Source organism: Streptomyces sp. NBC_01476 (assembly GCF_036227265.1).
In the GTDB taxonomy this organism is placed as follows: Bacteria; Actinomycetota; Actinomycetes; order Streptomycetales; family Streptomycetaceae; genus Actinacidiphila.
In genome coordinates, this window is the sequence record NZ_CP109446.1 from 5968267 (window position 1) to 5991956 (window position 23690).

17 protein-coding genes are annotated in these 23690 nt (G+C 71.4%); 12 read left to right on the top strand and 5 right to left on the bottom strand.

Annotated features, from left to right (window positions below; genetic code table 11):
* Positions 1 to 182 precede the first annotated feature (182 nt).
* The 5 genes from OG552_RS26170 (at position 183) to serA (ending at position 8886) form a co-directional block, all read left to right on the top strand.
* A complete protein-coding gene (locus OG552_RS26170) occupies positions 183 to 3125 on the top strand; it encodes a sensor domain-containing protein (RefSeq protein WP_443071199.1) in 2943 nt (980 codons plus the stop codon).
* 274 nt (positions 3126 to 3399) lie between these two features.
* Positions 3400 to 5271, top strand: a complete 1872-nt coding sequence (locus OG552_RS26175) for an acetolactate synthase large subunit (protein ID WP_329136952.1) — start codon at positions 3400 to 3402, stop codon at positions 5269 to 5271.
* A gap of 43 nt (positions 5272 to 5314) precedes the next feature.
* The gene (gene ilvN / locus OG552_RS26180) at positions 5315 to 5842 is read left to right on the top strand and encodes an acetolactate synthase small subunit (RefSeq protein ID WP_329136955.1); all 528 of its coding nucleotides are present in this window, start codon (positions 5315 to 5317) and stop codon (positions 5840 to 5842) included.
* 167 nt (positions 5843 to 6009) lie between these two features.
* A complete protein-coding gene (gene ilvC / locus OG552_RS26185) occupies positions 6010 to 7008 on the top strand; it encodes a ketol-acid reductoisomerase (protein WP_329136958.1) in 999 nt (332 codons plus the stop codon).
* Between the two features lie 285 nt (positions 7009 to 7293).
* Positions 7294 to 8886, top strand: coding sequence for a phosphoglycerate dehydrogenase (gene serA / locus OG552_RS26190; protein WP_329136959.1), 1593 nt, complete (start codon positions 7294 to 7296; stop codon positions 8884 to 8886).
* A 73-nt stretch (positions 8887 to 8959) separates the two neighbouring features.
* Here the strand turns inward: serA and OG552_RS26195 are convergent, their stop codons facing one another.
* Positions 8960 to 10852 (bottom strand): SMI1/KNR4 family protein, encoded by a 1893-nt coding sequence (locus OG552_RS26195; RefSeq protein WP_329136961.1) that lies wholly within the window; start codon positions 10850 to 10852, stop codon positions 8960 to 8962.
* Positions 10853 to 10927: 75 nt separating this feature from the next.
* Positions 10928 to 12094 (bottom strand): PucR family transcriptional regulator, encoded by a 1167-nt coding sequence (locus OG552_RS26200; RefSeq protein WP_329136963.1) that lies wholly within the window; start codon positions 12092 to 12094, stop codon positions 10928 to 10930.
* Positions 12095 to 12247: 153 nt separating this feature from the next.
* Here OG552_RS26200 and OG552_RS26205 point away from each other — a divergent pair, with 153 nt between their 5' ends.
* The 5 genes from OG552_RS26205 to cimA all read left to right on the top strand — a co-directional run bounded on the left by OG552_RS26205 (position 12248) and on the right by cimA (position 19869).
* On the top strand, positions 12248 to 13177 hold the full coding sequence (locus OG552_RS26205) for a proline dehydrogenase family protein (RefSeq protein WP_329136965.1): 930 nt from the start codon (positions 12248 to 12250) through the stop codon (positions 13175 to 13177).
* Between the two features lie 134 nt (positions 13178 to 13311).
* Entirely contained in the window at positions 13312 to 14943 is a 1632-nt protein-coding gene (gene pruA, locus OG552_RS26210) for an L-glutamate gamma-semialdehyde dehydrogenase (protein WP_329136967.1), read from the top strand.
* A 641-nt stretch (positions 14944 to 15584) separates the two neighbouring features.
* Positions 15585 to 16628 carry a 3-isopropylmalate dehydrogenase gene (locus OG552_RS26215; protein ID WP_329136968.1) on the top strand — a complete coding sequence of 348 codons (1044 nt, stop codon included), beginning with the start codon at positions 15585 to 15587 and terminating at the stop codon, positions 16626 to 16628.
* A gap of 162 nt (positions 16629 to 16790) precedes the next feature.
* Complete coding sequence (locus tag OG552_RS26220; protein WP_329136970.1) at positions 16791 to 17882, top strand: branched-chain amino acid aminotransferase; 1092 nt, start codon at positions 16791 to 16793, stop codon at positions 17880 to 17882.
* A gap of 388 nt (positions 17883 to 18270) precedes the next feature.
* Positions 18271 to 19869, top strand: coding sequence for a citramalate synthase (gene cimA / locus OG552_RS26225; protein ID WP_329136972.1), 1599 nt, complete (start codon positions 18271 to 18273; stop codon positions 19867 to 19869).
* Between the two features lie 138 nt (positions 19870 to 20007).
* On the opposite strand, the gene OG552_RS26230 is transcribed toward cimA, so the two are convergent.
* Positions 20008 to 21081: an LLM class flavin-dependent oxidoreductase gene (locus tag OG552_RS26230; RefSeq protein ID WP_329136974.1), complete on the bottom strand. Its 1074-nt coding sequence runs from the start codon at positions 21079 to 21081 to the stop codon at positions 20008 to 20010.
* Between the two features lie 35 nt (positions 21082 to 21116).
* Positions 21117 to 21581 carry a MarR family winged helix-turn-helix transcriptional regulator gene (locus OG552_RS26235; protein WP_329136976.1) on the bottom strand — a complete coding sequence of 155 codons (465 nt, stop codon included), beginning with the start codon at positions 21579 to 21581 and terminating at the stop codon, positions 21117 to 21119.
* Positions 21582 to 21728: 147 nt separating this feature from the next.
* Between OG552_RS26235 and OG552_RS26240 the strand changes: the two genes are divergently transcribed.
* Positions 21729 to 22292, top strand: coding sequence for an NADPH-dependent FMN reductase (locus OG552_RS26240; protein ID WP_329136978.1), 564 nt, complete (start codon positions 21729 to 21731; stop codon positions 22290 to 22292).
* 115 nt (positions 22293 to 22407) lie between these two features.
* Here OG552_RS26240 and OG552_RS26245 read toward each other — a convergent pair whose 3' ends face one another.
* Positions 22408 to 22842, bottom strand: a complete 435-nt coding sequence (locus OG552_RS26245; protein ID WP_329136980.1) for an Asp23/Gls24 family envelope stress response protein — start codon at positions 22840 to 22842, stop codon at positions 22408 to 22410.
* A gap of 310 nt (positions 22843 to 23152) precedes the next feature.
* On the opposite strand from OG552_RS26245, the gene OG552_RS26250 reads away from it, so the two are divergent.
* A complete protein-coding gene (locus tag OG552_RS26250) occupies positions 23153 to 23599 on the top strand; it encodes an SRPBCC family protein (RefSeq protein WP_329136981.1) in 447 nt (148 codons plus the stop codon).
* The last annotated feature ends 91 nt before the right edge of the window (positions 23600 to 23690 follow it).

Here is a 23690-nt window from a genome sequence, read left to right on the forward strand (position 1 = left end):
GGAGACCTATCGCTGAGTGACGAATCTGGTGTATCGTCCGTTTCCGGGGGCACGCGGCGGCCGTGAGGACGCGATCGCGGCGCGTGAACGACGAGCAAACAAGGGGGGCGACGGGCGATGTACCGCGCACACCTGATCATCCCGCGGCCGGACCGGCCGTGCCGACAGCGCCGGGGCGCGCCGTGACCGCCGCCGGCAGCGCTGCCCGCGGCGGCACCGGCGGCGCTGCCGGAGCCGCGCTCGCCGTGGCCGCGGCGCACGGCGGCCGGACCGGCCTGCTGCCGCAGCTGCTGGTGGGGCTGCTCTGCGCCGGGTACACCACGGGTGCCTCCCTCGGCTGGGGCTCCGCCGAACTCGCCCTGATCATGGGGGACTTCGGGCTCTCCGCCGCCTCCGTCGCCGCCACCGTCTCGGCGCTGCTCTACGCCCGCCGGGTGGCCGGACCGCACCGCCCGGCCTGGCTGCTCTTCGGCTTCTCCTCCGCGATGCTCGCCCTCGGCAACGGCATCTGGGGGTGGTACGAAGTGGTGCTGCGCGAGCCCGTGCCGCAGACCTCCGCCGCCGACGTCTGCTTCCTGCTGTTCGCCCCGCCCGCCATCATCGGGCTGCTGGTGCTCGCCAAGCGCCCGGTGACCAAGGCCGGCTGGGTCTGTCTGGGGCTCGACACCTGGCTGATCGGCGGATCGCTGCTCACCTTGTCCTGGATCCTGGCGCTGGCCCAGGCCACCCGCTCGGACGGACCGAGCACCGCCAGGATCGCGGTCTCGCTTGCCTATCCGCTGCTGGACATCGTGCTGGTCAGCATGGTGCTGGCGCTGCACTTCCGCCGCTCGGCGGTCAACCGCGCGGCCGTCAACACCGCGCTGGCCGCCCTCGCGCTGACCGTCCTGTGCGACGCGCTCTTCACCTCACCGCTGCTGCGCGCCCACTACCGCTCCGGCCAGATCCTCGACGCCGGCTGGTTCGCCGGCGCGATGCTGATGGCGTTCGCACCGTGGGCCGGCACCCATGTCCACCCCCCGCGCAGGCCGGGCGGCGCCACCCGCAAGTCGGTCGGCTCGCTCACCGCCCTCACCCCCTATCTGGCCGCCGCCGTCTGCACCCTGGCCATCCTCTACAACATCATCAAGGGTCAGAGGTGCGACCGCGTCGTGCTGATCACCGGCGCCACGGTGGTGCTGGCGCTGATGGTCAGGCAGGGCATCATGCTGCTCGACAACATCAGCCTCACCCAGGAACTCGCCCAGAAGGAGAACCACTTCCGCTCCCTGGTGCAGGGTTCCAGCGACGTCATCATGATCGCCGCGCCGAGCGGAGTGCTGCGGTACGTCAGCCCCGCCGCGCAGGGCGTCTACGGCAACGACCCGGAGCAGATGATCGGCACCGAACTCGCCGCCCACATCCACCCCGACGACCTCGGCCGGGTGCTGCACGAGGTGCGCCGCTTCCTGGCCGCCCCGCCGAGCGAGGAACCCGTCACCCGGATCGAGTGCCGGATCCGGTCGGGGCGCGGGCGCGGCAAGGAGCGCAAGCGGGCCGGCGCCGACGACGCCGCCGACGGCACCGACGGCGCCAGCGGCACCGACCGCACCAGGGACAGCAAGGGCGCCAAGGGTCCCCGGGGCGGCATCGAGGACTGGCTGCATGTCGAGTCCACCGTCAACCGCTACCAGGGCGGCCTGATCTTCAACAGCCGGGACGTCACCGAACGGGTGCGTCTGCAGGCCCAGTTGCAGCACAACGCCTCGCACGACCCGCTCACCGACCTGCCCAACAGGGCGCTGTTCACCGAACGCGTCGGCCGCGCGCTGGCCGGCCGCCGCGCCTCGGACGGCCGGGCCGCGGTGCTCTATGTGGACCTCGACGGCTTCAAGGCGGTCAACGACACCTCGGGCCACCAGGCCGGCGACGACCTGCTGGTGCAGGCGGCCCGCCGGCTCCAGGACGCGCTGCGGGCCGGCGACACCGCGGCCCGGCTCGGCGGCGACGAGTTCGCGGCCCTCATCACCGGCCAGGACGGCAGCGACCCCGGTGTGCGCGAGAGCCACGTCCGGGAGATCGCCGACCGGCTGCGCAGCGTCCTGTCCGCCCCGTACCGGGTGGACGGCGGTGAGGTCAGCGTCGGCGCCAGCATCGGCATCGCCTTCGCCGAGCCAGGCGCCACCCCCACCGAGGTGATGCGCAACGCCGACCTGGCGATGTACCGCGCCAAGCAGGGCGGCAAGGGCCAGGTGGAGCTCTTCGCACCGCAAATGCAGGCCGACGCCGTACGCAGGACCGAACTGGCCGGGCGGGTGCGCCGCGCGCTCGACGACGGGGAGTTCACCCTGCTGCACCAGCCGGTGGTCGAGCTCTCCGGCGGCCGGATCAGCGGCGTCGAGGCGCAGGCCCGCTGGCGGTCCTCGCAAGGCATCGCCTTCACCCCGGCGGAGTTCCCGCGCGCCGCCGAGGACCCGGACCGGAGCTTAGAGGCGGGGCGGTGGGTACTGGAGCAGGCGGTACGGCAGGCCGCGATCCGGTACGGCGCGGGCCACCGGATCCCCGTCACGGTACGGCTGTCCGCGCGCCGGGTGCCGGAGAGCGACGTCGAGGCACTGCTGCGCCGCCATGACCTGCCCCCCGGCGGGCTGATCCTTGAGCTGCCGGGCGCCGACCCGCACCTCGCTCCCGACGAGCTGGAGCGGCGCCTGGGGGCGCTGCGCAGACTCGGGGTGCGGATCGCGCTCGGCGGCTTCGGCGACGGCCACGGCGCGCTGGGCGCACTGCGCACCCTGCCGGTCGACGTGGTGAAGCTGGACCGCTCCTTCACCGAGGGCGTCGTCGAGTCGGGCCGGCTGCGCACGATCACCGGCGGACTGCTCCGGATCGCCACCGACCTCGGCATCCGTACCGTCGCCGACGGCCTGGACCGGCCCGAGCAGGTGCAGACGCTGCGCGAGCTGGGCTGTCTGCACGGCCTCGGCATGGCGTTCTCCGGGCCGCTGGACGAGCACCGGCTGCGTGGTTCACTGGGCCGGGGCCACTACCCCGTACCAGCGGAAACGCCGCGGGAGCAGGTCACCGCCCGGCCCCTGCCACTGCCCGGCAGACGTTCAAATGCTGAGACGCCTGTCCCACCGGCTTGACACCCGACAGGGGACCGGAGGAAGGTCAAAGCCATGCGCACCCGAATTCTCGTACTTGGAAAGCGCGTCGGCTGACCGAGGCCCTCACCGCCTCGCCCGCACCGACGCGCTCCCCTCGCTTGCCTCACGGCACGAGGGGTTTTTTGTTGCCCCGCACCACCCGGCACCACCCCTGGCACCACCTCGCAGCACCCCTCCAGCGGCTCTCCGGCATCGCTGAGGCACTACTGCGGCACCCTCTCAGCACCCTTATCTTCGAGAGAAGAGAACGCAGATGACCGAGCAGGCCAACGGGTCCCACCATCCGCAACCGCGGACCCGCAGCGCGGCGCCCGCCGCCCCCGCCGAGCGCATGACGGGCGCGCAGTCCCTCATCCGCTCGCTTGAGGCCGTCGGCGCGGACACCGTATTCGGTATCCCCGGCGGCGCGATCCTGCCCGCGTACGACCCGCTCATGGACTCGGTGAAGGTCCGGCACGTGCTCGTCCGGCACGAGCAGGGCGCGGGCCACGCCGCCACCGGCTACGCCCAGGCCACCGGCCGGGTGGGGGTCTGCATGGCCACCTCGGGACCCGGCGCCACCAACCTGGTGACGCCGATCGCCGACGCCCACATGGACTCGGTGCCGATCGTCGCCATCACCGGCCAGGTCGCCTCCAAGTCGATCGGGACCGACGCCTTCCAGGAGGCGGACATCTGCGGCATCACCATGCCGATCACCAAGCACAACTTCCTGATCACCGACGCGGCCGAGATCCCGCGCACCATCGCCGAGGCGTTCCACATCGCCGCCACCGGCCGCCCCGGCCCGGTGCTCGTCGACATCGCCAAGGACGCGCTGCAGAACGAGACCACCTTCTCCTGGCCGCCGCAGCAGGACCTGCCCGGCTACCGCCCGGTGACCAAGCCGCACGCCAAGCAGATCCGCGAGGCCGCCCGGCTGCTCAACGAGGCCCGCCGCCCGGTGCTCTACGTCGGCGGCGGCGTGCTCAAGGCGCGCGCCACCGCGGAGCTGCGGATCCTCGCCGAGCTGACCGGCGCCCCCGTCACCACCACCTTGATGGCGCTGGGCGCCTTCCCCGACAGCCACCCGCAGCACGTCGGTATGCCCGGCATGCACGGTGACGTCTCCGCGGTCACCGCGCTGCAGAAGGCCGACCTGATCATCGCGCTCGGCGCCCGCTTCGACGACCGGGTCACCGGCCGGCTCGACACCTTCGCGCCGAACGCCAAGATCGTGCACGCCGACATCGACCCGGCCGAGATCTCCAAGAACCGCACCGCGGACGTGCCGATCGTCGGCGACGCCCGCGAGGTGCTGGCCGATCTGATCGTCGCCGTCCAGGCCGACCACGAGGCCGGCCGCAAGGGCGACTACACCGGCTGGTGGGAGCACCTGAACTTCTGGCGGAACACCTACCCGCTCGGCTACGACCTGCCCGCCGACGGCAGCCTCTCCCCGCAGCAGGTGATCGAGCGGATCGGGCAGCTCGCCCCGGAGAACACCCTGTTCGCGGCCGGTGTCGGCCAGCACCAGATGTGGGCGGCGCAGTTCATCAAGTACGAGAAGCCCGGCACCTGGTTCAACTCCGGCGGCGCCGGCACCATGGGCTACGCGGTGCCGGCCGCGATGGGCGCCAAGGCCGGCATGCCGGACGCCACCGTCTGGGCGATCGACGGCGACGGCTGCTTCCAGATGACCAACCAGGAACTGGTCACCTGCGCGCTGAACAACATCCCGATCAAGGTCGGCATCATCAACAACGGCGCGCTGGGCATGGTCCGCCAGTGGCAGCACCTCTTCTACGGGGAGCGGTTCTCCAACACCGTGCTGCACTCCGGCGCCGAGAGCGTCCCCGGCTCCACCCAGGGCGTCGGCTCCATCCAGAACCGCGGCACCCGGGTGCCGGACTTCGTGAAGCTCTCCGAGGCGATGGGCTGCGTCGGTCTGCGCTGCGAGTCCCCGGACGAACTGGACGCGGTCATCGCCAAGGCCAACTCCATCAACGACCGCCCGGTGGTGGTCGACTTCATCGTCCACGAGGACGCGATGGTGTGGCCGATGGTCGCGGCCGGCACCTCCAACGACGAGATCATGGCGGCCCGCGACGTCCGCCCGGACTTCAGCGACGGCTTCGATGACTGATCCGCGACCGGGACAGACCGGCAGAGACAAGGAACGACGCGACATGTCCAAGCACACCCTCTCCGTCCTGGTGGAGAACAAGCCCGGTGTCCTGGCGAGGATCACCGCCCTGTTCTCCCGGCGCGGCTTCAACATCGACTCGCTCGCGGTCGGCACCACGGAGCACCCGGAGATCTCCCGCATCACCATCGTGGTCGCGGTCATCGACGAACTCCCGCTGGAACAGGTCACCAAGCAGCTCAACAAGCTCGTCAACGTGCTGAAGATCGTCGAACTCGACGCCTCCGCGGCCGTCGCGCGTGAACTCGTTCTGGTGAAGGTGCGGGCCGACAACGAGACCCGCTCGCAGATCGTGGAGATCGTCCAGCTCTTCCGCGCCAAGACGGTGGACGTCTCCCCTGAGGCGGTCACCATCGAGGCCACCGGCGGCGCGGACAAGCTGGAGGCCATGCTCAAGATGCTGGAGCCGTTCGGCATCAAGGAGCTGGTGCAGTCCGGCACCATCGCGATCGGCCGCGGCGCCCGCTCCATCACCGACCGCTCGCTGCGCGCCCTCGACCGCTCCGCCTAACTCCGCCCAGGCCGACCGGTCGAGGCGTACCTGTCGGGGCGGCCGGCGACCGACCGGCGACCGCCCAGTGGCCGGCACCGCCGATCCGTATCGCGAGACCGCAGAACCTTCCTTCGCCCGCCCGTCCTAGGGTGGGTCGTACAACCCGATCCAAGGAGAGACCCGAAGTGGCCGAGCTGTTCTACGACGACGACGCAGACCTGTCCATCATCCAGGGCCGCAAGGTCGCGGTCATCGGCTACGGCAGCCAGGGCCACGCCCACGCGCTGTCGCTGCGCGACTCCGGCGTCGACGTGCGCGTCGGTCTGCACGAGGGCTCCAAGTCCAAGGCGCAGGCCGAGGAGCAGGGCCTGCGCGTGGTGACGGTCGCCGAGGCCGCCGCCGAGGCCGACGTCATCATGATCCTGGTGCCGGACCCGATCCAGGCCCGCGTCTACGAGGAGTCCATCAAGGACAACCTCAAGGACGGCGACGCCCTCTTCTTCGGCCACGGCCTGAACATCCGCTACGGCTTCATCAAGCCGCCGGCCGGCGTCGACGTGTGCATGGTGGCCCCCAAGGGCCCCGGCCACCTGGTCCGCCGCCAGTACGAGGAAGGCCGCGGCGTGCCCTGCATCGCGGCGGTCGAGCAGGACGCCACCGGCAAGGCCTTCGAACTGACCCTGTCGTACGCCAAGGGCATCGGCGGCACCCGGGCCGGCGTCATCAAGACCACCTTCACCGAGGAGACCGAGACCGACCTCTTCGGTGAGCAGGCGGTGCTCTGCGGCGGCACCTCGGCGCTGGTCAAGGCCGGCTTCGAGACGCTGGTCGAGGCCGGCTACCAGCCGGAGATCGCGTACTTCGAGTGCCTGCACGAGCTGAAGCTCATCGTGGACCTGATGTACGAGGGCGGCCTGGAGAAGATGCGCTGGTCGGTCTCCGAGACCGCCGAGTGGGGCGACTACATCTCCGGCCCCCGCATCATCAACGACAACACCAAGGCCGAGATGAAGAAGATCCTCGGCGAGATCCAGGACGGCACCTTCGCCAACAACTGGATCGCCGAGTACAACGCCGGCCTGCCGCGTTACAACGAGTACAAGAAGGCCGACGAGAACCACCTGCTGGAGACCACCGGCAAGAAGCTCCGCAAGCTGATGAGCTGGGTGGACGAAGAGGCGTAACCCTTCCGGGTGAGGTATCGGGACGGGTCCCGCGCGGGCCCCTCCCACGGACGCCGCTTCGTGCGGGCCGCCGACTGCTGTGAGCCGGCGGGTTTGTACGAAGCGGCAACCCCTCCGGGTGATCCTTCCATTTCGGCGAAGGCGCCGAAGAGGCCCGCCGATACACTGCCTTAACCAGCGCGTCAGGCTCACAGCGTCGTGCGTCTTCCACGCGGCATGCCATTCCCGCCTCCCTGGAGCGGTCGAACGGGACCCGGCCGCCCACGAAGGACAAGTGAGGACCACGTGAGCCAGAAGCCTGTCGTACTCATCGCAGAAGAGCTGTCGCCCGCCACGGTGGACGCGCTCGGGCCGGACTTCGAGATCCGGCACTGCAACGGCGCGGACCGAGCCGAACTGCTGTCCGCCATCGCCGACGTCGACGCCATCTTGATCCGCAGCGCCACCAAGGTGGACGCCGAGGCGGTCACCGCCGCCCGCAAGCTCCGTGTCGTCGCCCGGGCCGGTGTCGGCCTGGACAACGTGGACGTCTCCGCCGCCACCAAGGCCGGCGTGATGGTCGTCAACGCCCCCACCTCGAACATCGTCACCGCCGCCGAGCTGGCCTGCGGCCTGCTGATCGCCACCGCCCGCAACATCGCGCCCGCCAACGCGGCGCTCAAGGCCGGCGAGTGGAAACGGAACAAGTACACCGGGGTTGAGCTGAGCGAGAAGACCCTCGGCGTGGTCGGCCTCGGCCGGATCGGCGTCCTGGTCGCCCAGCGGATGGCCGCCTTCGGCATGAAGGTCGTCGCCTACGACCCGTACGTCCAGCCCGCCCGCGCCGCCCAGATGGGCGTGAAGCTGCTGACGCTGGACGAGCTGCTGGAGTCGTCGGACTTCATCACCGTGCACCTGCCCAAGACCCCCGAGACGCTCGGCCTGATCGGCGACGAGGCGCTGCACAAGGTCAAGCCGTCGGTGCGGATCGTCAACGCGGCGCGCGGCGGCATCGTGGACGAGGAGGCGCTGGCCTCCGCGCTCAAGGAGGGCCGGGTGGCGGGCGCGGGCCTGGACGTCTACGCCAAGGAGCCGTGCACCGACTCCCCGCTCTTCCAGTTCGACAACGTGGTGGCCACCCCGCACCTGGGTGCCTCTACCGACGAGGCACAGGAGAAGGCCGGGATCGCGGTCGCCCGCTCGGTACGGCTGGCGCTCGCCGGTGAACTGGTGCCGGACGCGGTGAACGTCCAGGGCGGCGTCATCGCCGAGGATGTCAAGCCGGGCCTGCCGCTGGCCGAGAAGCTGGGCCGGATCTTCACCGCGCTGGCCGGCGAGGTCGCCGCCCGGCTCGATGTCGAGGTCTCCGGCGAGATCACCCAGCACGACGTCAAGATCCTCGAACTCAGCGCGCTCAAGGGCGTCTTCGAGGACGTGGTGGCCGAGACGGTGTCCTATGTCAACGCGCCGCTGTTCGCCCAGGAGCGCGGGGTCGAGGTGCGGCTGACCACCAGCAGCGAGTCCCCCAACCACCGCAATGTGGTCACCGTCCGCGGCACCCTGGCCGACGGCACCGAGGTCTCGGTCTCCGGCACCCTGGCCGGTCCCAAGAACGTGCAGAAGATCGTCGCGATCGGTGACTACGACGTGGACCTGGTGCTCGCCGACCACATGGCGTTCCTCAGCTACACCGACCGCCCCGGCGTCGTCGGCACCCTCGGCCGCATCCTCGGCGAGGTCGGCGTCAACATCGCCGGGATGCAGGTGGCCCGGTCGACCGCCGGCGGCGACGCGCTGGTCGCCCTCACCGTCGACTCCACGATCCCCGCGGGCGTGCTCACCGACATCGCCTCGGAGATCGGCGCGACGTCCGCCCGCGCGGTCAATCTGACCGACTGACGTATACGATCCCGGGGCGCTTCCGGGCGCCGCCTCTCCCCCGGGGAGGCGGCGCCCGGCGTTCCGGCCGGGGTCAGCCCGGCGGCTGCGCCATGCCGACGCGCATCACCACGTAGCCCTCGCCGGGGCCCGGCGGGCGGATCCAGGACCGGGTGATGAAGGTGTGCAGGCGCCCCCGGGTCAGCGCGAAGCAGGGCAGTGAGACGCCGAACTCCGCGGCGAGCGCGGCCAGGGCCCAGGACTCGACGAAGATGCCGTCGGTGGTGAAGGCATCCGGGTCGAGCGCCGCGGGTATCTGGCCGGTCCGCTGGATCAGCGGGCCGTGCTCCGCTTCCTTGACGGTGAAGGCGTACCGCTCCTCGCCGCGTTCCGCGACGGAGAGGCGGAAGAGGGCGGGGCGGCCCGCCGAGTGGGGCGGTGTACTCCACACCACCACCGCACGGCCCGGGACCGAGGCGGCCGCGGCCGGCGAGGTGAACCGCCGCTCGCTGAAGGGGCCGGGCTGCCCGTCGAAGGCGAAGCTCCAGCCGTCGCCGGCCCGGCCGACACCGACCACCGCCCGATCGTCGTACGACGAACTCTCCCCGATCTTCAGCAGCCTGCTCCGTGCTTCCCACGCCGTCATCGGCTCGTGCAGCACGGTGGCGGCGCCGTCGGCGCCGATCAGCGCGGGCAGTTCGGCCGGCCCGGCCCCTTCCACCAGGACGAAGCGGTACCCGGCAGGGCCCTGGCCCCGCTGCGGCCGGGTCAGCCAGGCAAGGCCGTCCGGCGGGGCGGACGCGGGCGACGGGGCCGGGCCGGCCGCCTCGCCCCTGGGAGTGGCCAGCAGTTCCGCGCCGTGCTCGGGGGTGAAGAGCGTCCCGAGCAGCGGGTCCGCGAGCAGGCCGAGCGGGGCGAGCTGGTCGGGACCGGCCGGCCGCCACTGCGGCATCGCCGTCAGCAGGGTGTGCCAGGCCTCTTCCGTCCCGCCCCAGCGCAGTTGCTCCCTGGCGGTCTCCACCGCTTCGCCGAAGGGGCCGGGCGCGGTGTAGCCGTAGCCGCCCTTCCGTACCCGCCGCAGCGTCTCCTTCCCCAGCGCCCGCACCTCCTCGGAGGCGGACCGCACCACGAACTGCCAGCTCGCGTCGTCCCGCCGGTACGTCACATGACCGAGCGCCAGCACGGCCAGCACCTCGGGGGCGTACACCGGGTCGCTCGCGTGCGCGCCGAAGGTCACCAGGTAGGTCTCGCCGAGCAGCCGGCGGATCTGGTCGCGCAGCTCTCGCGCGCGCGGTCTGCCGTACGACTCCGCCTCTGCCAGCGCCTCTGCGGCCTCCTCGTACCGGCCGCTCAGGGCGTCGCGCCTGGCCTGCTCGACACGTGCGTCCAGGGCGCGGGTGGTGGCGTTGGCGAACGGCCGCTTCGCGTGGTCGCCGGCCCGGGCGCGGTGGAAGTCGCGGTACCTGGACGCCATGAAGTCCCGGAAGGACGCGTACTTCTGCGGGTATTCACCGCTCCAGCCGAAGTAGCAGTACACCGCCCACTCGCCGTCCGGGCCGATGTCCCCCGGGTCCATCAGCACGTAGGTCAGATCGGACTCCAGGTCGAGCTGCAGCGCGCGGCCCCACATCCCGGCCAGCAGGACCGCTTCGCGCGGCGAGTCCTCGTCCACGTCCTCCCGGTAGGTCTCGCCGAGCCCCGCCGTGTCCTGATACCAGCGCGCCCCTTCGGTGCCGGCCAGCAGGTCCACGAAGCGGCCCGCGTGCCGCCACCCGTCGCTCACCGCGAGGAACTCCCGGTAGGACGGCGGCAGCCGGTGGCCGAGCCGCTCCTCGGCGGCAACGATCCGCGCCTCGTCCGCAGGACCGAATCCCAGCCACCGGGCCGCCGCGGCTTCCGGTCCCCGGTCGCCGGGTCGCCAGGAATCCGCCCACTCCTCGCTCCACCTGGTCAGGAACGCCCGCCAGGTGAGGTCCTCATCCGTCATACGCAGATCGTCGCACCCACCACCGACATCGCCGCCGGCCGACGGAGCGTCAGCCGCCCCGCGGCCGGCCCCGCTTCACAGGCGGGCGGCCTTGAGGGCCATGTGCAGCAGCAGGCGGGAGGTGCCGCTGGCGAGGTCGAGACCGGTGAGCTGCTCGATCCGGGAGAGGCGGTAGTAGAGGGTCTGGCGGTGGACGGCCAGGGCGGCGGCGGTGCGGCCGGCCTGGCCCGCGTGGTCGAGGAAGACCTCGGCGGTGTGGGCGAGTTCGCGGTGGGCGGGGGCAAGCAGCGGGGCCACCACGGGGTCGGGGGCGGCGCCGCTGGGCAGCGCGGTGAGCAGGCGGTAGGCGCCCAGCTCGGTCCACTGGGCGACCGGGCCCAGCGCGGGCTCGGCGGCGGCCGCCCGGGCGGCGTCCGCGGCCTCCCGCCAGGCGCCGCCGAGTTCCCGCAGGGCGGTGCGGCCGTCGCTGACTCCCGCCACCCGGCCGCCGGTCGCGGCCAGCAGCCGGTCCGCCGCGGTCCGGGCGGGGGCAAGCAGCTGCGGCGACCGGAGCCGTACCAGGAGGGCGGCGGCGTGCTCCGGGAGGCGGGTGAGGGCGGCGGCCGACGCGATGGACCGCGGGCTGGGCAGCTCGTCGTCACCGGCGGCGGCCGGCAGCCGGACGCACACCAGGGCGTGCGGCTCGTCCGCGTCCGGGCCCAGCGCCGAGCGCAGCGCCTCCTGCGCCTCGTCGCGGGCCGCGCCGGTGCCCGCCGTGAGCAGTGAGCGCAGCGCACCGCCGGCCTCCGCCCCGGTGGCGGCGGACGCGGCCAGCCGGTCGCCGATACGGGAGGCCACCGCCATGGCGGCGGCCAGCTGGGCGGGGGAGTGCTCGGCCTCGTCGAGCAGCCAGACATAGCCGTAGACGATGCCGCCGTGCCGCACCGGGAGGCAGAGCCGGCCGCGGAAGACGCCCGCCGAAGGAGCCGCGGGGATCCGGACCGGCCCGGTGGCGCGGGTGATGCCGAAGCTCTCGAACCAGTCGCGGACCTCGGCGGTCGAGCGCCGGGTGAGGATGGAACGGGTACGGACCGGGTCCATCGCCGCGTCGTCCTCGCTGTCGTGCGCGCCGAACGCGATCAGCCGGAAGTCACGGTCCTCCAGCGTCGCGGGCGCGCCGAGCAGCGCCGACACCTCGTCGACCAGCTCCTGCAAGCCGCCGTAGTCCGTCCGCACAGCTCCACGCTCCCTCACACCTCTCATACAACTGTATGAGGGACCGCACCCGGATGCGTGACACATGTCGGTGGTCCGCGGGGTAGCCGATACCTAGATTCACGGTGGCGGACCGAGTTCGCCGGAGATTCGCCGAAGCTTCTCAGCCGCCCCGTCCCGCTGGACCTGCTGGAGGACCCCGTGCTCGGTCCCGTGTTGCTCGCCGCCGCCCGCAGCGACCGTATGCGCCGCGTCGTCGCCGCGGCGCCCGTCACCCGCCCCGTCGTCAACCGCTTCGTGGCCGGCGACGCCCTCGACCCCGCGCTGACCGCCGTGCGCGCGCTCACCGACTCCGGCCTCGACGTCACCTTGGACCACCTCGGCGAGGACGTCACCGACCGGGCCACCGCGCACGCCACCCGCGACGCCTACCTGCGGCTGCTGGAGACGCTGCGCGACGAGAAGCTCGGCGACCGCGCCGAGGTCTCGGTCAAGCTCTCCGCCTTCGGCCAGACGCTCCCGGACGGCGGCCACGACATCGCGCTGGAGTCCGTCCGCCAGGTCGCCGACCTGGCCACGGAGATCGGCACCACCGTCACCCTCGACATGGAGGACCACACCACCGTCGACTCGACGCTGGCCGTCCTGCGCGAACTGCGCCGCGCGCACCCGCGGACCGGCGCGGTCCTCCAGTCGTACCTCTTCCGCACCGAGGACGACGCCCGTGCGCTGGCCACCGAGGGCTCCCGGGTGCGACTGGTCAAGGGTGCCTACCGGGAGCCCGCCTCGGTCGCCTTCCAGGACAAGAAGGACGTGGACCGCTCCTACGTACGGTCCCTGCGCACGCTCTTCGCGGGCGACGGCTACCCGATGGTCGGCTCGCACGACCCCCGGCTCATCGCCATCGCGCAGGAACTGGCGGCCCGCAACCACCGGGCGGCGGGGACCTACGAGTTCCAGATGCTCTACGGCATCAGGACCGCGGAGCAGCGGCGCCTGGCGGACGAAGGGGAGCGTATGCGGATCTATGTGCCCTACGGTGCGGACTGGTACGGCTACTTCATGCGGCGGCTGGCGGAGCGCCCGGCCAACCTCGCCTTCTTCCTCCGCTCGTTCGCGCCGGCGCGCTAGCACGCCCCAGCCCCGCCCCAGCCCCGCACCGCCCCCACACCGCCCCCGCACCTCCGGCCCCGTCGTCACCGACACCCCCGGCCAAGCAGCGGCCAAGGCCGCAGACCCCCTCGGACCACAAGGAGAAACGCTTCATGGACGCCGTGACCCAGGTCCCCGCGCCGGTCAACGAGCCGGTGCACTCGTACGCGCCGGGCAGCCCGGAGCGGGCCCGCCTCGAAGCGAAGCTCAAGGAGCTGGCCGGGAATCCGGTCGACCTCCCGATGTTCATCGGCGGCGAGCAGCGCATGGGCGGCGGCGACCGCTTCGACGTCGTGCAGCCGCACAACCACGGCGCCAGGCTCGGCACCTACGGCAACGCCACTACCCAGGACGCGCAGGACGCGGTCGACGCGGCGCTCGCCGCCGCCCCCGCGTGGCGGGCGATGGCCTTCGACGACCGCGCCGCGATCATCCTGCGCGCCGCCGAACTGCTCGCGGGCCCCTGGCGCGAGACGCTCGCCGCCTCCACCATGCTCGGGCAGTCCAAGACGGTCCAGCAGGCCGAGATCGACAGCCCCTGTGAGCTGGTCGACTTCTGGCGCTTCAACGTGCACTACGCCCGGCAGATCCTCGCCGAGCAGCCGGTCACCAACTCTCCCGGCGTGTGGAACCGGCTCGACCACCGCCCGCTGGAAGGCTTCGTCTACGCGATCACGCCCTTCAACTTCACCGCCATCGCGGGCAACCTGCCCACCGCCCCGGCGCTGATGGGCAACGTGGTGGTGTGGAAGCCGTCCCCGACCCAGACCCACTCCGCGGTGCTGCTGATGAAGCTGCTGCGCGAGGCCGGGCTGCCCGACGGTGTGATCAACCTGGTGACCGGCGACGGCATCGCGGTCTCCGAGGTCGCGCTCGCCCACCCGGACCTGGCCGGCATCCACTTCACCGGCTCCACCAGGACCTTCCAGTACCTGTGGCGCACGGTCGGCGAGAACATCGAGCGCTACCGCTCCTACCCGCGGATCGTCGGTGAGACCGGCGGCAAGGACTTCGTGGTCGCCCACCCGTCGGCCGACCCGGCGGTGCTCAAGACCGCGCTGACCCGCGGCTCCTTCGAGTACCAGGGCCAGAAGTGCTCGGCCTCCTCCCGCGCCTACATCCCGCGCTCGATCTGGGAGAACGGCTTCAAGGAGGAGTTCGCCGCCGAGGTGGACGGCATCACCATGGGCGACGTCACCGACCTCAGCAACTTCCTCGGCGCGGTCATCGACGAGCGCGCCTTCGCCAAGAGCAAGGCGGCGATCGACCGCGCCAAGGCCGACCCCACGGTCGAGGTCCTGGCCGGCGGCACCTACGACGACTCGGTCGGCTGGTTCGTCCGGCCGACCGTGCTGGTCTCCACCGACCCGGCCAACGAGATCTTCCGCGAGGAGTACTTCGGCCCGATCCTCGGCATCCACGTCTACGAGGACGCGGACTTCGACGCGATGCTCACCCAGATGGAGTCGGTCTCGCCGTACGCCCTGACCGGCTCGGTCATCTCCCAGGACCGGGCGGGCGCGGCCCAGGTGATGGCGGCGCTGCGGTACGCGGCTGGCAACTTCTACATCAACGACAAGTCCACCGGCGCGGTGGTCGGCCAGCAGCCCTTCGGCGGCGCGCGGGCCTCCGGCACCAACGACAAGGCGGGCGCCGCGCAGAACCTGATGCGCTGGACGTCGACCCGTGCCATCAAGGAATCGCTGGTGCCGCCGACGGACTACCGCTACCCCCACCAGGGCTGACCTCGCGCGGTTCTTCCCCCGGCCGGGGTCCGGGGGAAGAACCGCGCGCTCCGCCGGCCGCCGGCGGGTGGTCCGGAGACGGCCTCGGGGGGCCGGGCGTGCGGGCCTGGCGGCTGCCGCGTCTCAGATAGTAGGAAGTCCGAGTAATTGTGGAGACAGCACGGCGGCGGTGACCTACTTTTGTAAGAGCCGAACGTCTCGTCCCATCGGATGAGCGGCGGATACGAGCATCGTGCCCAGTCAGGCGGGTCACCCCCGCGGGCCCCGGCTCTCCGCCCCGTTCCACGGCGCATGAATCGCCATCTCTCCGATCTGTAACGGGAGTTGATCACCATGGACGAGAACGCCCGCCAGAACGCGCTGCGCGCCCTTCAGCGCTCCATGGACCGCCGTGACAACGGCGGCCAGACCGGTCACGAGCCCCAGCGGGACCACTGAGACCCGGCCGCCGGACAGCCGCCCGGGCGGCCGCCTGAACGGTTGCCCCAACAGGCGCCAGACGGGCCCCGCAGGGGCCCGCCGGCGCCGTGCTGCGACGGCGGCGGGGCGGCGCGTGACGGTACGCGGACGGCACTGAGACGGTTGTACCGACATGCGGACAGCGTGTGTCACGGGCTGGGACGCGGAGTAGGGTGCCGGGCATGTCTCGCAGCATCAGCCTCGCAGTGATCCCCGGTGACGGAATCGGCCAGGAAGTCGTGACGGAGGGCCTGAAGGTCCTCGCCGCGGTCCTCCCGCAGGACGTCAAGCTGGAGACCAGGGAATACGACTTCGGCGCGAAGCGGTACCACGCCACCGGACAGACCCTCACCGACGACGACCTGGAACAGCTGAAGGCGCACGACGCCATCCTGCTCGGCGCCATCGGTGATCCGTCCGTGCCGTCGGGTGTCCTGGAGCGCGGCTTCCTGCTGAAGCTGCGGTTCGCCTTCGACCACCATGTGAACCTCCGTCCCAGCAAGCTCTTCCCGGGCGTGAGCACCCCGCTGGCCGGCAGCCCGGAGATCGACTTCGTGGTCGTCCGCGAAGGCACCGAGGGTCCGTACACCGGCAACGGCGGCACGATCAGGACCGGCACCGAGCACGAAGTGGCCACCGAGGTCAGCCTCAACACCGCGTACGGCATCGAGCGGGTGGTCAGGGACGCGTACGCGCGCGCCCAGGCCCGTCCCCGCAAGAAGCTGACCCTGGTGCACAAGAACAACGTGCTGGTGCACGCCGGCCGCCTGTGGACGCGGATCTTCCAGGCCGTCGGCAAGGACTTCCCGGACGTCAGCACCGACTACCTGCACGTGGACGCGGCGACGATCTTCCTGGTCACCCAGCCGGAACGCTTCGACGTGATCGTCACCGACAACCTCTTCGGCGACATCATCACCGACCTCGCCGCGGCCGTCTCCGGCGGCATCGGGGTCGCCGCCAGCGGCAACATCAACCCCAGCCGCGCCTTCCCGTCGATGTTCGAGCCGGTGCACGGCTCTGCCCCGGACATCGCCGGCCAGTCCAAGGCCGACCCGACCGCGACCGTGCTCTCGGTGGCCCTGCTCCTGGGGCATCTCGGCTACGACGCGGAGGCGGCCCGGATCGACGCGGCCGTCCGGACCGACCTGGCCGAGCGCGGGGGCAAGCCGGCCCGCTCCACGGTGGAGATCGGCGACGCGCTGGCCGCACGCGTTTCGAGCTGACCGAGCGCGTTCGGAACCGGCCGGGAGTTGTCCACAGGCCGGCCCTTGCACAGACATGCCCACGGCCCCGCCCTGCGACAATCGAGGGCGGGGCCGCATTCCGGCGGGAAGCTCGGACGTCCTAGCATCGGGACGGCAGCAGACACGGTGAAGGACACAGACATGACGACGAAGCCCACGATCGAGCTCAAGCCCTCCGCGCACCCGCTCGCCGACGCCGAGCGGGAAGCGATCCTGGCGAGCCCCGGCTTCGGCCGTCACTTCACCGACCACATGGTCACCATCAAGTGGACCGAGGGCCGCGGCTGGCACGACGCCCAGCTGGTGCCGTACGCACCGCTCTCCCTCGACCCGGCGAACATGACGCTGCACTACGCCCAGACGATCTTCGAGGGCCTCAAGGCGTACCAGCAGCCGGACGGCACGGTGGCCACCTTCCGCCCCGAGGCGAACGCGCTGCGCTTCCAGGCGTCCTCGCGCCGGCTGGCCATGCCGGAGCTGCCGGTGGAGACGTTCATCGAGGCGTGCGAGGTGCTGGTCGCCCAGGACCGGGCGTGGGTGCCCAGCGAGGGTGAGGCCTCTCTCTACCTGCGGCCCTTCATGATCGCCACCGAGATCGGACTCGGTGTCCGCCCGTCGAACGAATATCTCTTCCTGGTCATCGCCTCCCCGGCCGGCGCCTACTTCTCCGGCGGTGTGAAGCCGGTCTCGGTCTGGCTCTCCGAGGAGTACGTCCGGGCGGCCCCCGGCGGCACCGGCGCGGCCAAGACCGGCGGCAACTACGCGGCCTCCCTCGTCGCCCAGGCCCAGGCGATCGAGCACGGCTGCGACCAGGTCGTCTGGCTCGACGCGATCGAGCGCCGCTGGATCGAGGAGATGGGCGGCATGAACCTGTACTTCGTCTACGGCGACAGGATCGTCACCCCCGAGCTCACCGGTTCGCTGCTGCCGGGCATCACCCGCGACTCGCTGCTGACCATCGCCGCCGACCTCGGGTACGAGGTGGCCGAAGGCCGGATCAGCGTCGACGACTGGAAGCGGGGGAACGAGGACGGGTCCATCACGGAGGTCTTCGCCTGCGGCACGGCCGCGGTGATCACCCCGGTCGGCTCGGTCAAGTCCACCCGGGCGGACTGGTCGGTGGGGGACGGAGGGTCCGGCGAGGTGACGATGCGGTTGCGCGCCGCGCTGCTCGACATCCAGACCGGACATGCCGCCGACCCGCACGGCTGGATGCACCCGCTGGGCGTGTAGGTGCCCGAAGAGGGCGCGGGGGGAGGGGCGAACACCTCCCCCGGGCCTCGTCCGGGGGGCCGCCGGTGGGGGCGTCGGCCCGGATGGTGAGACCGCCGTGCCCGATGCCCGGAAGATGTGCAAGACTGCTGGCGTGCACTCGTTCGCCATGATTATTCGGCGCCCGCACGCCGGTCCGCAGTGACCCTGCCACTGATCCCAGTGGAGCGTCACCGAGTCCCAGACCCGCGTGCAGACCTCTCGCATCCGCGAGGGGTTTTTTCGTTTCCCGGCCCACACCGCCGGAGGCGCGAGGCACGCGGGATGATGGGGGCAAGTGGAGTCGGAACCTCCGGTACGGCCCGCCCGCCCGGAGGCAACCCACTCACCCGAAGGAGCCAACAACGCCATGACCGCCGAACTGGACGACAGCTTCCATGTCTTCGACACGACGCTGCGCGACGGCGCCCAGCGTGAGGGGATCAACCTCACCGTCGCCGACAAGCTGACGATCGCCCGGCACCTGGACGACTTCGGAGTGGGATTCATCGAGGGCGGCTGGCCCGGCGCGAACCCCCGCGACACCGAGTTCTTCGCCCGCGCCGCCAAGGAGCTGGAACTCCAGCACGCCACCCTCGTCGCGTTCGGCGCCACCCGCCGCCCCAACTCCAAGGCCGCCGACGACCCGCAGGTCAAGGCGCTGCTCGACTCGGGCGCCCCGGTGATCACGCTGGTCGCCAAGTCGCACGACCGCCATGTCGAACTCGCCCTGCGCACGACCCTCGACGAGAACCTCGCGATGGTCCGTGACACCGTCGCCCACCTGGTGGCCGAGGGCCGCCGGGTCTTCGTGGACTGCGAGCACTTCTTCGACGGCTACCGGGCCAACGCCGAGTACGCGACCTTGGTGGTGCGGACCGCGCACGAGGCAGGCGCCTCCGTGGTCGTCCTGTGCGACACCAACGGCGGCATGCTCCCCGCCCAGGTGCAGGCCGTCACCGGCCTGGTCCTCGCCGACACCGGCGCCCGGCTCGGCATCCACGCCCAGGACGACACCGGCTGCGCGGTCGCCAACACGCTGGCCGCGGTGGACGCCGGCGCCACCCATGTGCAGTGCACCGCCAACGGCTACGGCGAGCGGGTCGGCAACTCCAACCTCTTCCCGGTGGTCGCCGCGCTGGAACTCAAGCACGGGCGCCGGGTCCTGCCCGAGGGCGCGCTCGGCGAGATGACCCGGATCTCGCACGCCATCGCCGAGGTGGTCAACCTCCCGTCCCACACGCACCAGCCGTACGTCGGCGTCTCGGCCTTCGCGCACAAGGCCGGGCTGCACGCCTCCGCGATCAAGGTGGACCCCGACCTCTACCAGCACATCGACCCCGAACTCGTCGGCAACACCATGCGGATGCTGGTCTCCGACATGGCGGGCCGCGCCTCCATCGAGCTCAAGGGCAAGGAACTGGGCATCGACCTCGGCGGCGACCGCGAACTGGTCGGCCGGGTGGTCGACCGGGTCAAGGAGCGCGAGCTCAGGGGCTACACGTACGAGGCCGCCGACGCCTCCTTCGCGCTGCTGCTGCGAGCCGAGGTGGACGGCCGCCAGCGCCGCTTCTTCCGTACCGAGTCATGGCGCGCGATCACCGAGGACCGCCCCGACGGCACGCACGCCAACGAGGCGACCGTGAAGCTCTGGGCGAAGGGCGAGCGCATCGTCGCCACCGCGGAGGGCAACGGCCCGGTCAACGCGCTGGACCGGGCGCTGCTCGCCGCCCTGGAGCAGATCTACCCGCAGCTCGCGCACTTCGCCCTGGTCGACTACAAGGTCCGTATCCTCGAAGGCCGTTCGGGCACCGACTCCACCACCCGGGTGCTGATCACGACCACCGACGGCGCGGTCGAGTGGTCCACCGTCGGCGTCGCCGACAACGTCATCGCCGCGTCCTGGCAGGCCCTCGACGACGCCTACGCCTACGGCCTGATGAAGGCCGGCCTCGAACCGCAGGAGTAGCCGCCGGTACGCTGCCCGCCCGCACCGGCCCGGCGTGACCCTGTCGTGGCGGGCCGGGCGCGGTGCGGGCGGGCAGCGGGCGGCTTCCGGCGGTTGTGAAGCCGGCTTCCGGCGCTGCTTCCGGGTCTTCCGGGTGGCTCAGGAGTCGCTCATCATGTCCCGGACCAGGGGTGCGACCTTCGTTCCGTAGAGCTCGATACTGGTCATCAGGGCGGAGTGCGGCATGCCGTTCATGCCGTACTTCAGGTCGAAGCGGGTCGCGCCGAGGTTCTTGAGGGTGCCGGTGATCTTCCGGGCGACCGTCTCGGGGGAGCCGATGTGCAGCGCGCCGCCGGGGCCGATGTCGCGGGCCAGGCTCTCCCGGGTCGGCGGGTGGAAGCCGCGCTCGCGGGAGACCCGGCGGAAGACCGCCTCGAAGGCCGGCAGGAACTCCTCGACCGCCTGCTCGTCGGTCGCCGCGACATGGCCGGGCGCGTGCACCCCGACCGGCCGGGCCGGCTGCCCGAACTTCTCCAGCGCCTGCGCGAAGAGGCCGGCGAAGGGCGCGAACCGCGCGGTCTCCCCGCCGATGATCGCGAGCATCAGGGAGAACCCGTACCGGGCGGTGCGCACCACCGACTGCGGGCTGCCGCCGACGCCGACCCAGGTCGGGATCGGGCCGGACTCGGTGTGCGGGTACACCGTCAGACCGTTCAGCGGCGGACGGGTGTCACCTGACCAGACGACCGGCTTCTCCTTGAGCAGTTCGGCGAAGAGATCCAGCTTCTCCTCGAAGAGCCGCTCGTAGTCGCCCAGGTCGTAGCCGAAGAGCGGGAAGGACTCGGTGCTCGAGCCGCGGCCGAGGATCACCTCCGCCCGGCCGCCGGACACCGCGTCGAGCGTGGCGTAGCGCTGGAAGACCCGGACCGGGTCGTCGGAGCTGATCACCGTCACCGCGGAGCCGAGGTGGATGCGGCCGGTGCGCGCGGCGATCGCGGACAGGACGACATCGGCGGCCGACAGCGGCATCGCGTCGGTGTGGTGCTCGCCGATACCGAAGTAGTCCAGGCCGACGCCGTCCGCGAGCACCCCCTCCTCGACCAGCCCGCGGATGGTCTGGGCATGGCTGAACGTGCTGCCGTCGGCGGCGTTGGTCACATCGCCGAAGGTGTCGAGGCCGATGGTGATGCCGGCGTCGCCGTTCGGGCGGGTGGCCGGCGCTGGGGTGGTCATGGCGTACTCCTTGAAGGGGCGCTGCCGCCGGGGCGTCAGAGCGGGAAGCGGTTGAGGACCGCGGTGAAGGCGGCGAGGTCGGCACCTTCGAGGTGGTCCATCACGTGACGGCGGACACTGGCCAGATGGGCCGGCCACGCCTCGCGGAGCCGGGCCAGGCCCGCGTCGGTCAGTACGGCGTTGAGCCCGCGGGCGTCCTCGTCGCACTTGACCCGCTCGGCCAGCCCCCGGCTCTCCAGCCGGGTGACCACCCGGGTCATCCCGCTCAGCGAGAGCATGCACGCGGTGGCCAGCTCGTTCATCCGCATCTGCCGGCCCGGCGCCTCCGAGAGGTTCATCAGCGCGGTGTATTCGGAGAGCGGCATCTGCCGGTCCCGCATCATGTCCGCGTCGATCGCCCGTGGCAGGAGAGTCATCACCCGGCCGAGGGCACGCAGAAACGCTTCCTCGTCCGGGTTCATGGGCTGGGGTGACGTGGTGCGCTCCGCTGCGGTGGACATGTCACCACTGTAGTTGCTTGACGAAGCAAGGTCTACCGTGAATGCTTGACGAAGCAAGGAAGTCCGCCGGTCCGCCGGCCGGATGCCGCGCGGACCGGCGAACGAGCAGGTCCGCGCGGTCTCAACGCAAAAGGATCAAGGATTCTCATGACCAGGATCGGAATCATCCTCGGCAGCACCCGCCCCGGACGGAACGGGGAGGCCGTCGCCCGCTGGGTCACCGAGATCGCGCAGCGGCGCACCGACGCCGAGTACGAACTCGTCGACCTGCTCGACTACAAGCTGCCGCACCTCGACGAGGCGATCCCGCCGTCGATGGGCCAGTACAGCCAGCCGCACACCCAGGAGTGGGCCGCCAAGATCGCTTCCTTCGACGGCTACGTCATGGTCACCCCGGAGTACAACCACTCCACCTCGGGCGCCCTGAAGAACGCCATCGACTTCCTCTACGGCGAGTGGAACAACAAGGCGGTCGGCTTCGTCAGCTACGGCTCGGCCGGCGGCACCCGCGCGGTCGAGCACCTGCGGCTGATCGCCGGCGAACTGCAGATGGCCGACGTCCGGGCCCAGGTCGCCCTGTCGCTCTTCACCGACTTCGAGAACTTCAGCGTCTTCAAGCCGACGGACTTCCAGCACGACGCCCTCACCGTCACCCTCGACCAGGTGGTGGCCTGGAGCACGGCGCTCGCGCCGCTGCGCGCCGCCGCCTGACAGCCACCCGCCGGCTCCGCCCGCCCCGGGCTCCGGCGATGCCGCCGGGCCGGCGGTGACCGGGCCGGAGCCGGGGGGCAGGCGCCACCCGGTGCCCGCCGTCCCGCCCGGCGGGTCAGTGGACCCGGGCCTCGTCCTCTTCGTCGTCACTGTCGTCGCCGGGGACATGGACGTCCCGCGCGTTGATGTTGATCTCGACGACCTCCAGTCCGGTCATCCGCTCGACGGCGGTCGCCACCTCGTAGCGGATCTCGGCCGCGGCGTCGCCGATGGCGGTGCCGTAGAGCACCACGATGTCGAGGTCCAGGGCGGCCTGCTTCTCGCCGACCTCCACCTTCACACCACGGGTGGGGTCCACCGAGCGTGCGACCCGGTCCCGCATGGCGCCCACTGCCCGGGAAGCACCCGCGCCCATCGCGTAGACCCCGTCGACCTCACGCGCGGCAATTCCGGCGATCGTGGCCACCACAGAATCGGCAATGGAGGTTTTACCGGGCAATTCCTTCTTCCGGTTCGAGATGGTGGAGGTCGGGTTCTCGGTGGTTGCCATGGAGACTCCTTTGGCTGTGATGGTTCGCTCGGGAGGGTTCCACCGCCGCGGTTCACCGGAAGGATTCGCTCGGGAGGGTGAAATAGCCCCTACGTACGCTTTGCAGCGAAACCGGCCCCTCCTTTCACTGTGGCGCCAGTCGTGCGGTGCCGCCACTGGGCACCGGATCGGCACCGGGGCGGGCCGTGCGGCCGCGGGTTGCCGGATTCCGGTGGTGAGCGGGGGAGCGGACCGCGACAATGACTGCATCTGCGCGGACCGGGCACGTGTCTGCGTGACCTGCCTGCGCAATACCAAGGAGTGATCGGTCATGAGCGGACAGTTCGAAGCGACCACCGAGATTGCCCGGCCCATCGAGGAAGTATTCGCATTTCTCGGGGACGGCACGAACGACCCGAAGTTCAGCCCCCGGGTGCAGGAGATCGAGAAGGTTCCGGAGGGCCCTACCGCGGTCGGCACGATCTTCCGCAGTACGGTCAAGGACGCCGGAATGACCAGCAAACGGGAGTTCCGTATCACCGAGTTCGAAGCGCCCACCAAAGTGCGCTGGACCGAAACGTCGAAGAACTCGGTGACGGCGACCGAGGGCGGGTACGACCTGGAACCCACCGCCGACGGCGGCACCAAAGTGCGGATCCACAACACCCTCGAAGGGCACGGCATCGGCAAGCTCCTCGTCGGCCTCGCGCTGAGCGCGGCCCGCAAGGACGCGCCGGCCTTCGGCGAGCGGATCAAGAAGGCGGTCGAGGAGTCCTGACCCCGGCGCCACCCACCGCCTGACCGGGCGCGGCGCGGACCGCGCGGGGACCTCGTCCCCGCCGGCCGCACCGCGCCCGCGCGTGCGACTG

Excerpts from the sequence above, each read along its gene's own strand:
- OG552_RS26230 (WP_329136974.1), bottom strand. The coding sequence starts at position 21,081 with ATGACCACCCCAGCGCCGGCCACCCGCCCGAACGGCGACGCCGGCATC.
- OG552_RS26245 (WP_329136980.1), bottom strand. The coding sequence starts at position 22,842 with ATGGCAACCACCGAGAACCCGACCTCCACCATCTCGAACCGGAAGAAG.
- OG552_RS26240 (WP_329136978.1), top strand. The coding sequence starts at position 21,729 with ATGACCAGGATCGGAATCATCCTCGGCAGCACCCGCCCCGGACGGAAC.
- OG552_RS26195 (WP_329136961.1), bottom strand. The coding sequence starts at position 10,852 with ATGACGGATGAGGACCTCACCTGGCGGGCGTTCCTGACCAGGTGGAGC.
- OG552_RS26220 (WP_329136970.1), top strand. The coding sequence starts at position 16,791 with ATGACGACGAAGCCCACGATCGAGCTCAAGCCCTCCGCGCACCCGCTC.
- OG552_RS26200 (WP_329136963.1), bottom strand. The coding sequence starts at position 12,094 with ATGAGAGGTGTGAGGGAGCGTGGAGCTGTGCGGACGGACTACGGCGGC.
- cimA (WP_329136972.1), top strand. The coding sequence starts at position 18,271 with ATGACCGCCGAACTGGACGACAGCTTCCATGTCTTCGACACGACGCTG.
- pruA (WP_329136967.1), top strand. The coding sequence starts at position 13,312 with ATGGACGCCGTGACCCAGGTCCCCGCGCCGGTCAACGAGCCGGTGCAC.
- ilvN (WP_329136955.1), top strand. The coding sequence starts at position 5,315 with ATGTCCAAGCACACCCTCTCCGTCCTGGTGGAGAACAAGCCCGGTGTC.
- OG552_RS26215 (WP_329136968.1), top strand. The coding sequence starts at position 15,585 with ATGTCTCGCAGCATCAGCCTCGCAGTGATCCCCGGTGACGGAATCGGC.
- OG552_RS26235 (WP_329136976.1), bottom strand. The coding sequence starts at position 21,581 with ATGTCCACCGCAGCGGAGCGCACCACGTCACCCCAGCCCATGAACCCG.
- OG552_RS26175 (WP_329136952.1), top strand. The coding sequence starts at position 3,400 with ATGACCGAGCAGGCCAACGGGTCCCACCATCCGCAACCGCGGACCCGC.
- OG552_RS26250 (WP_329136981.1), top strand. The coding sequence starts at position 23,153 with ATGAGCGGACAGTTCGAAGCGACCACCGAGATTGCCCGGCCCATCGAG.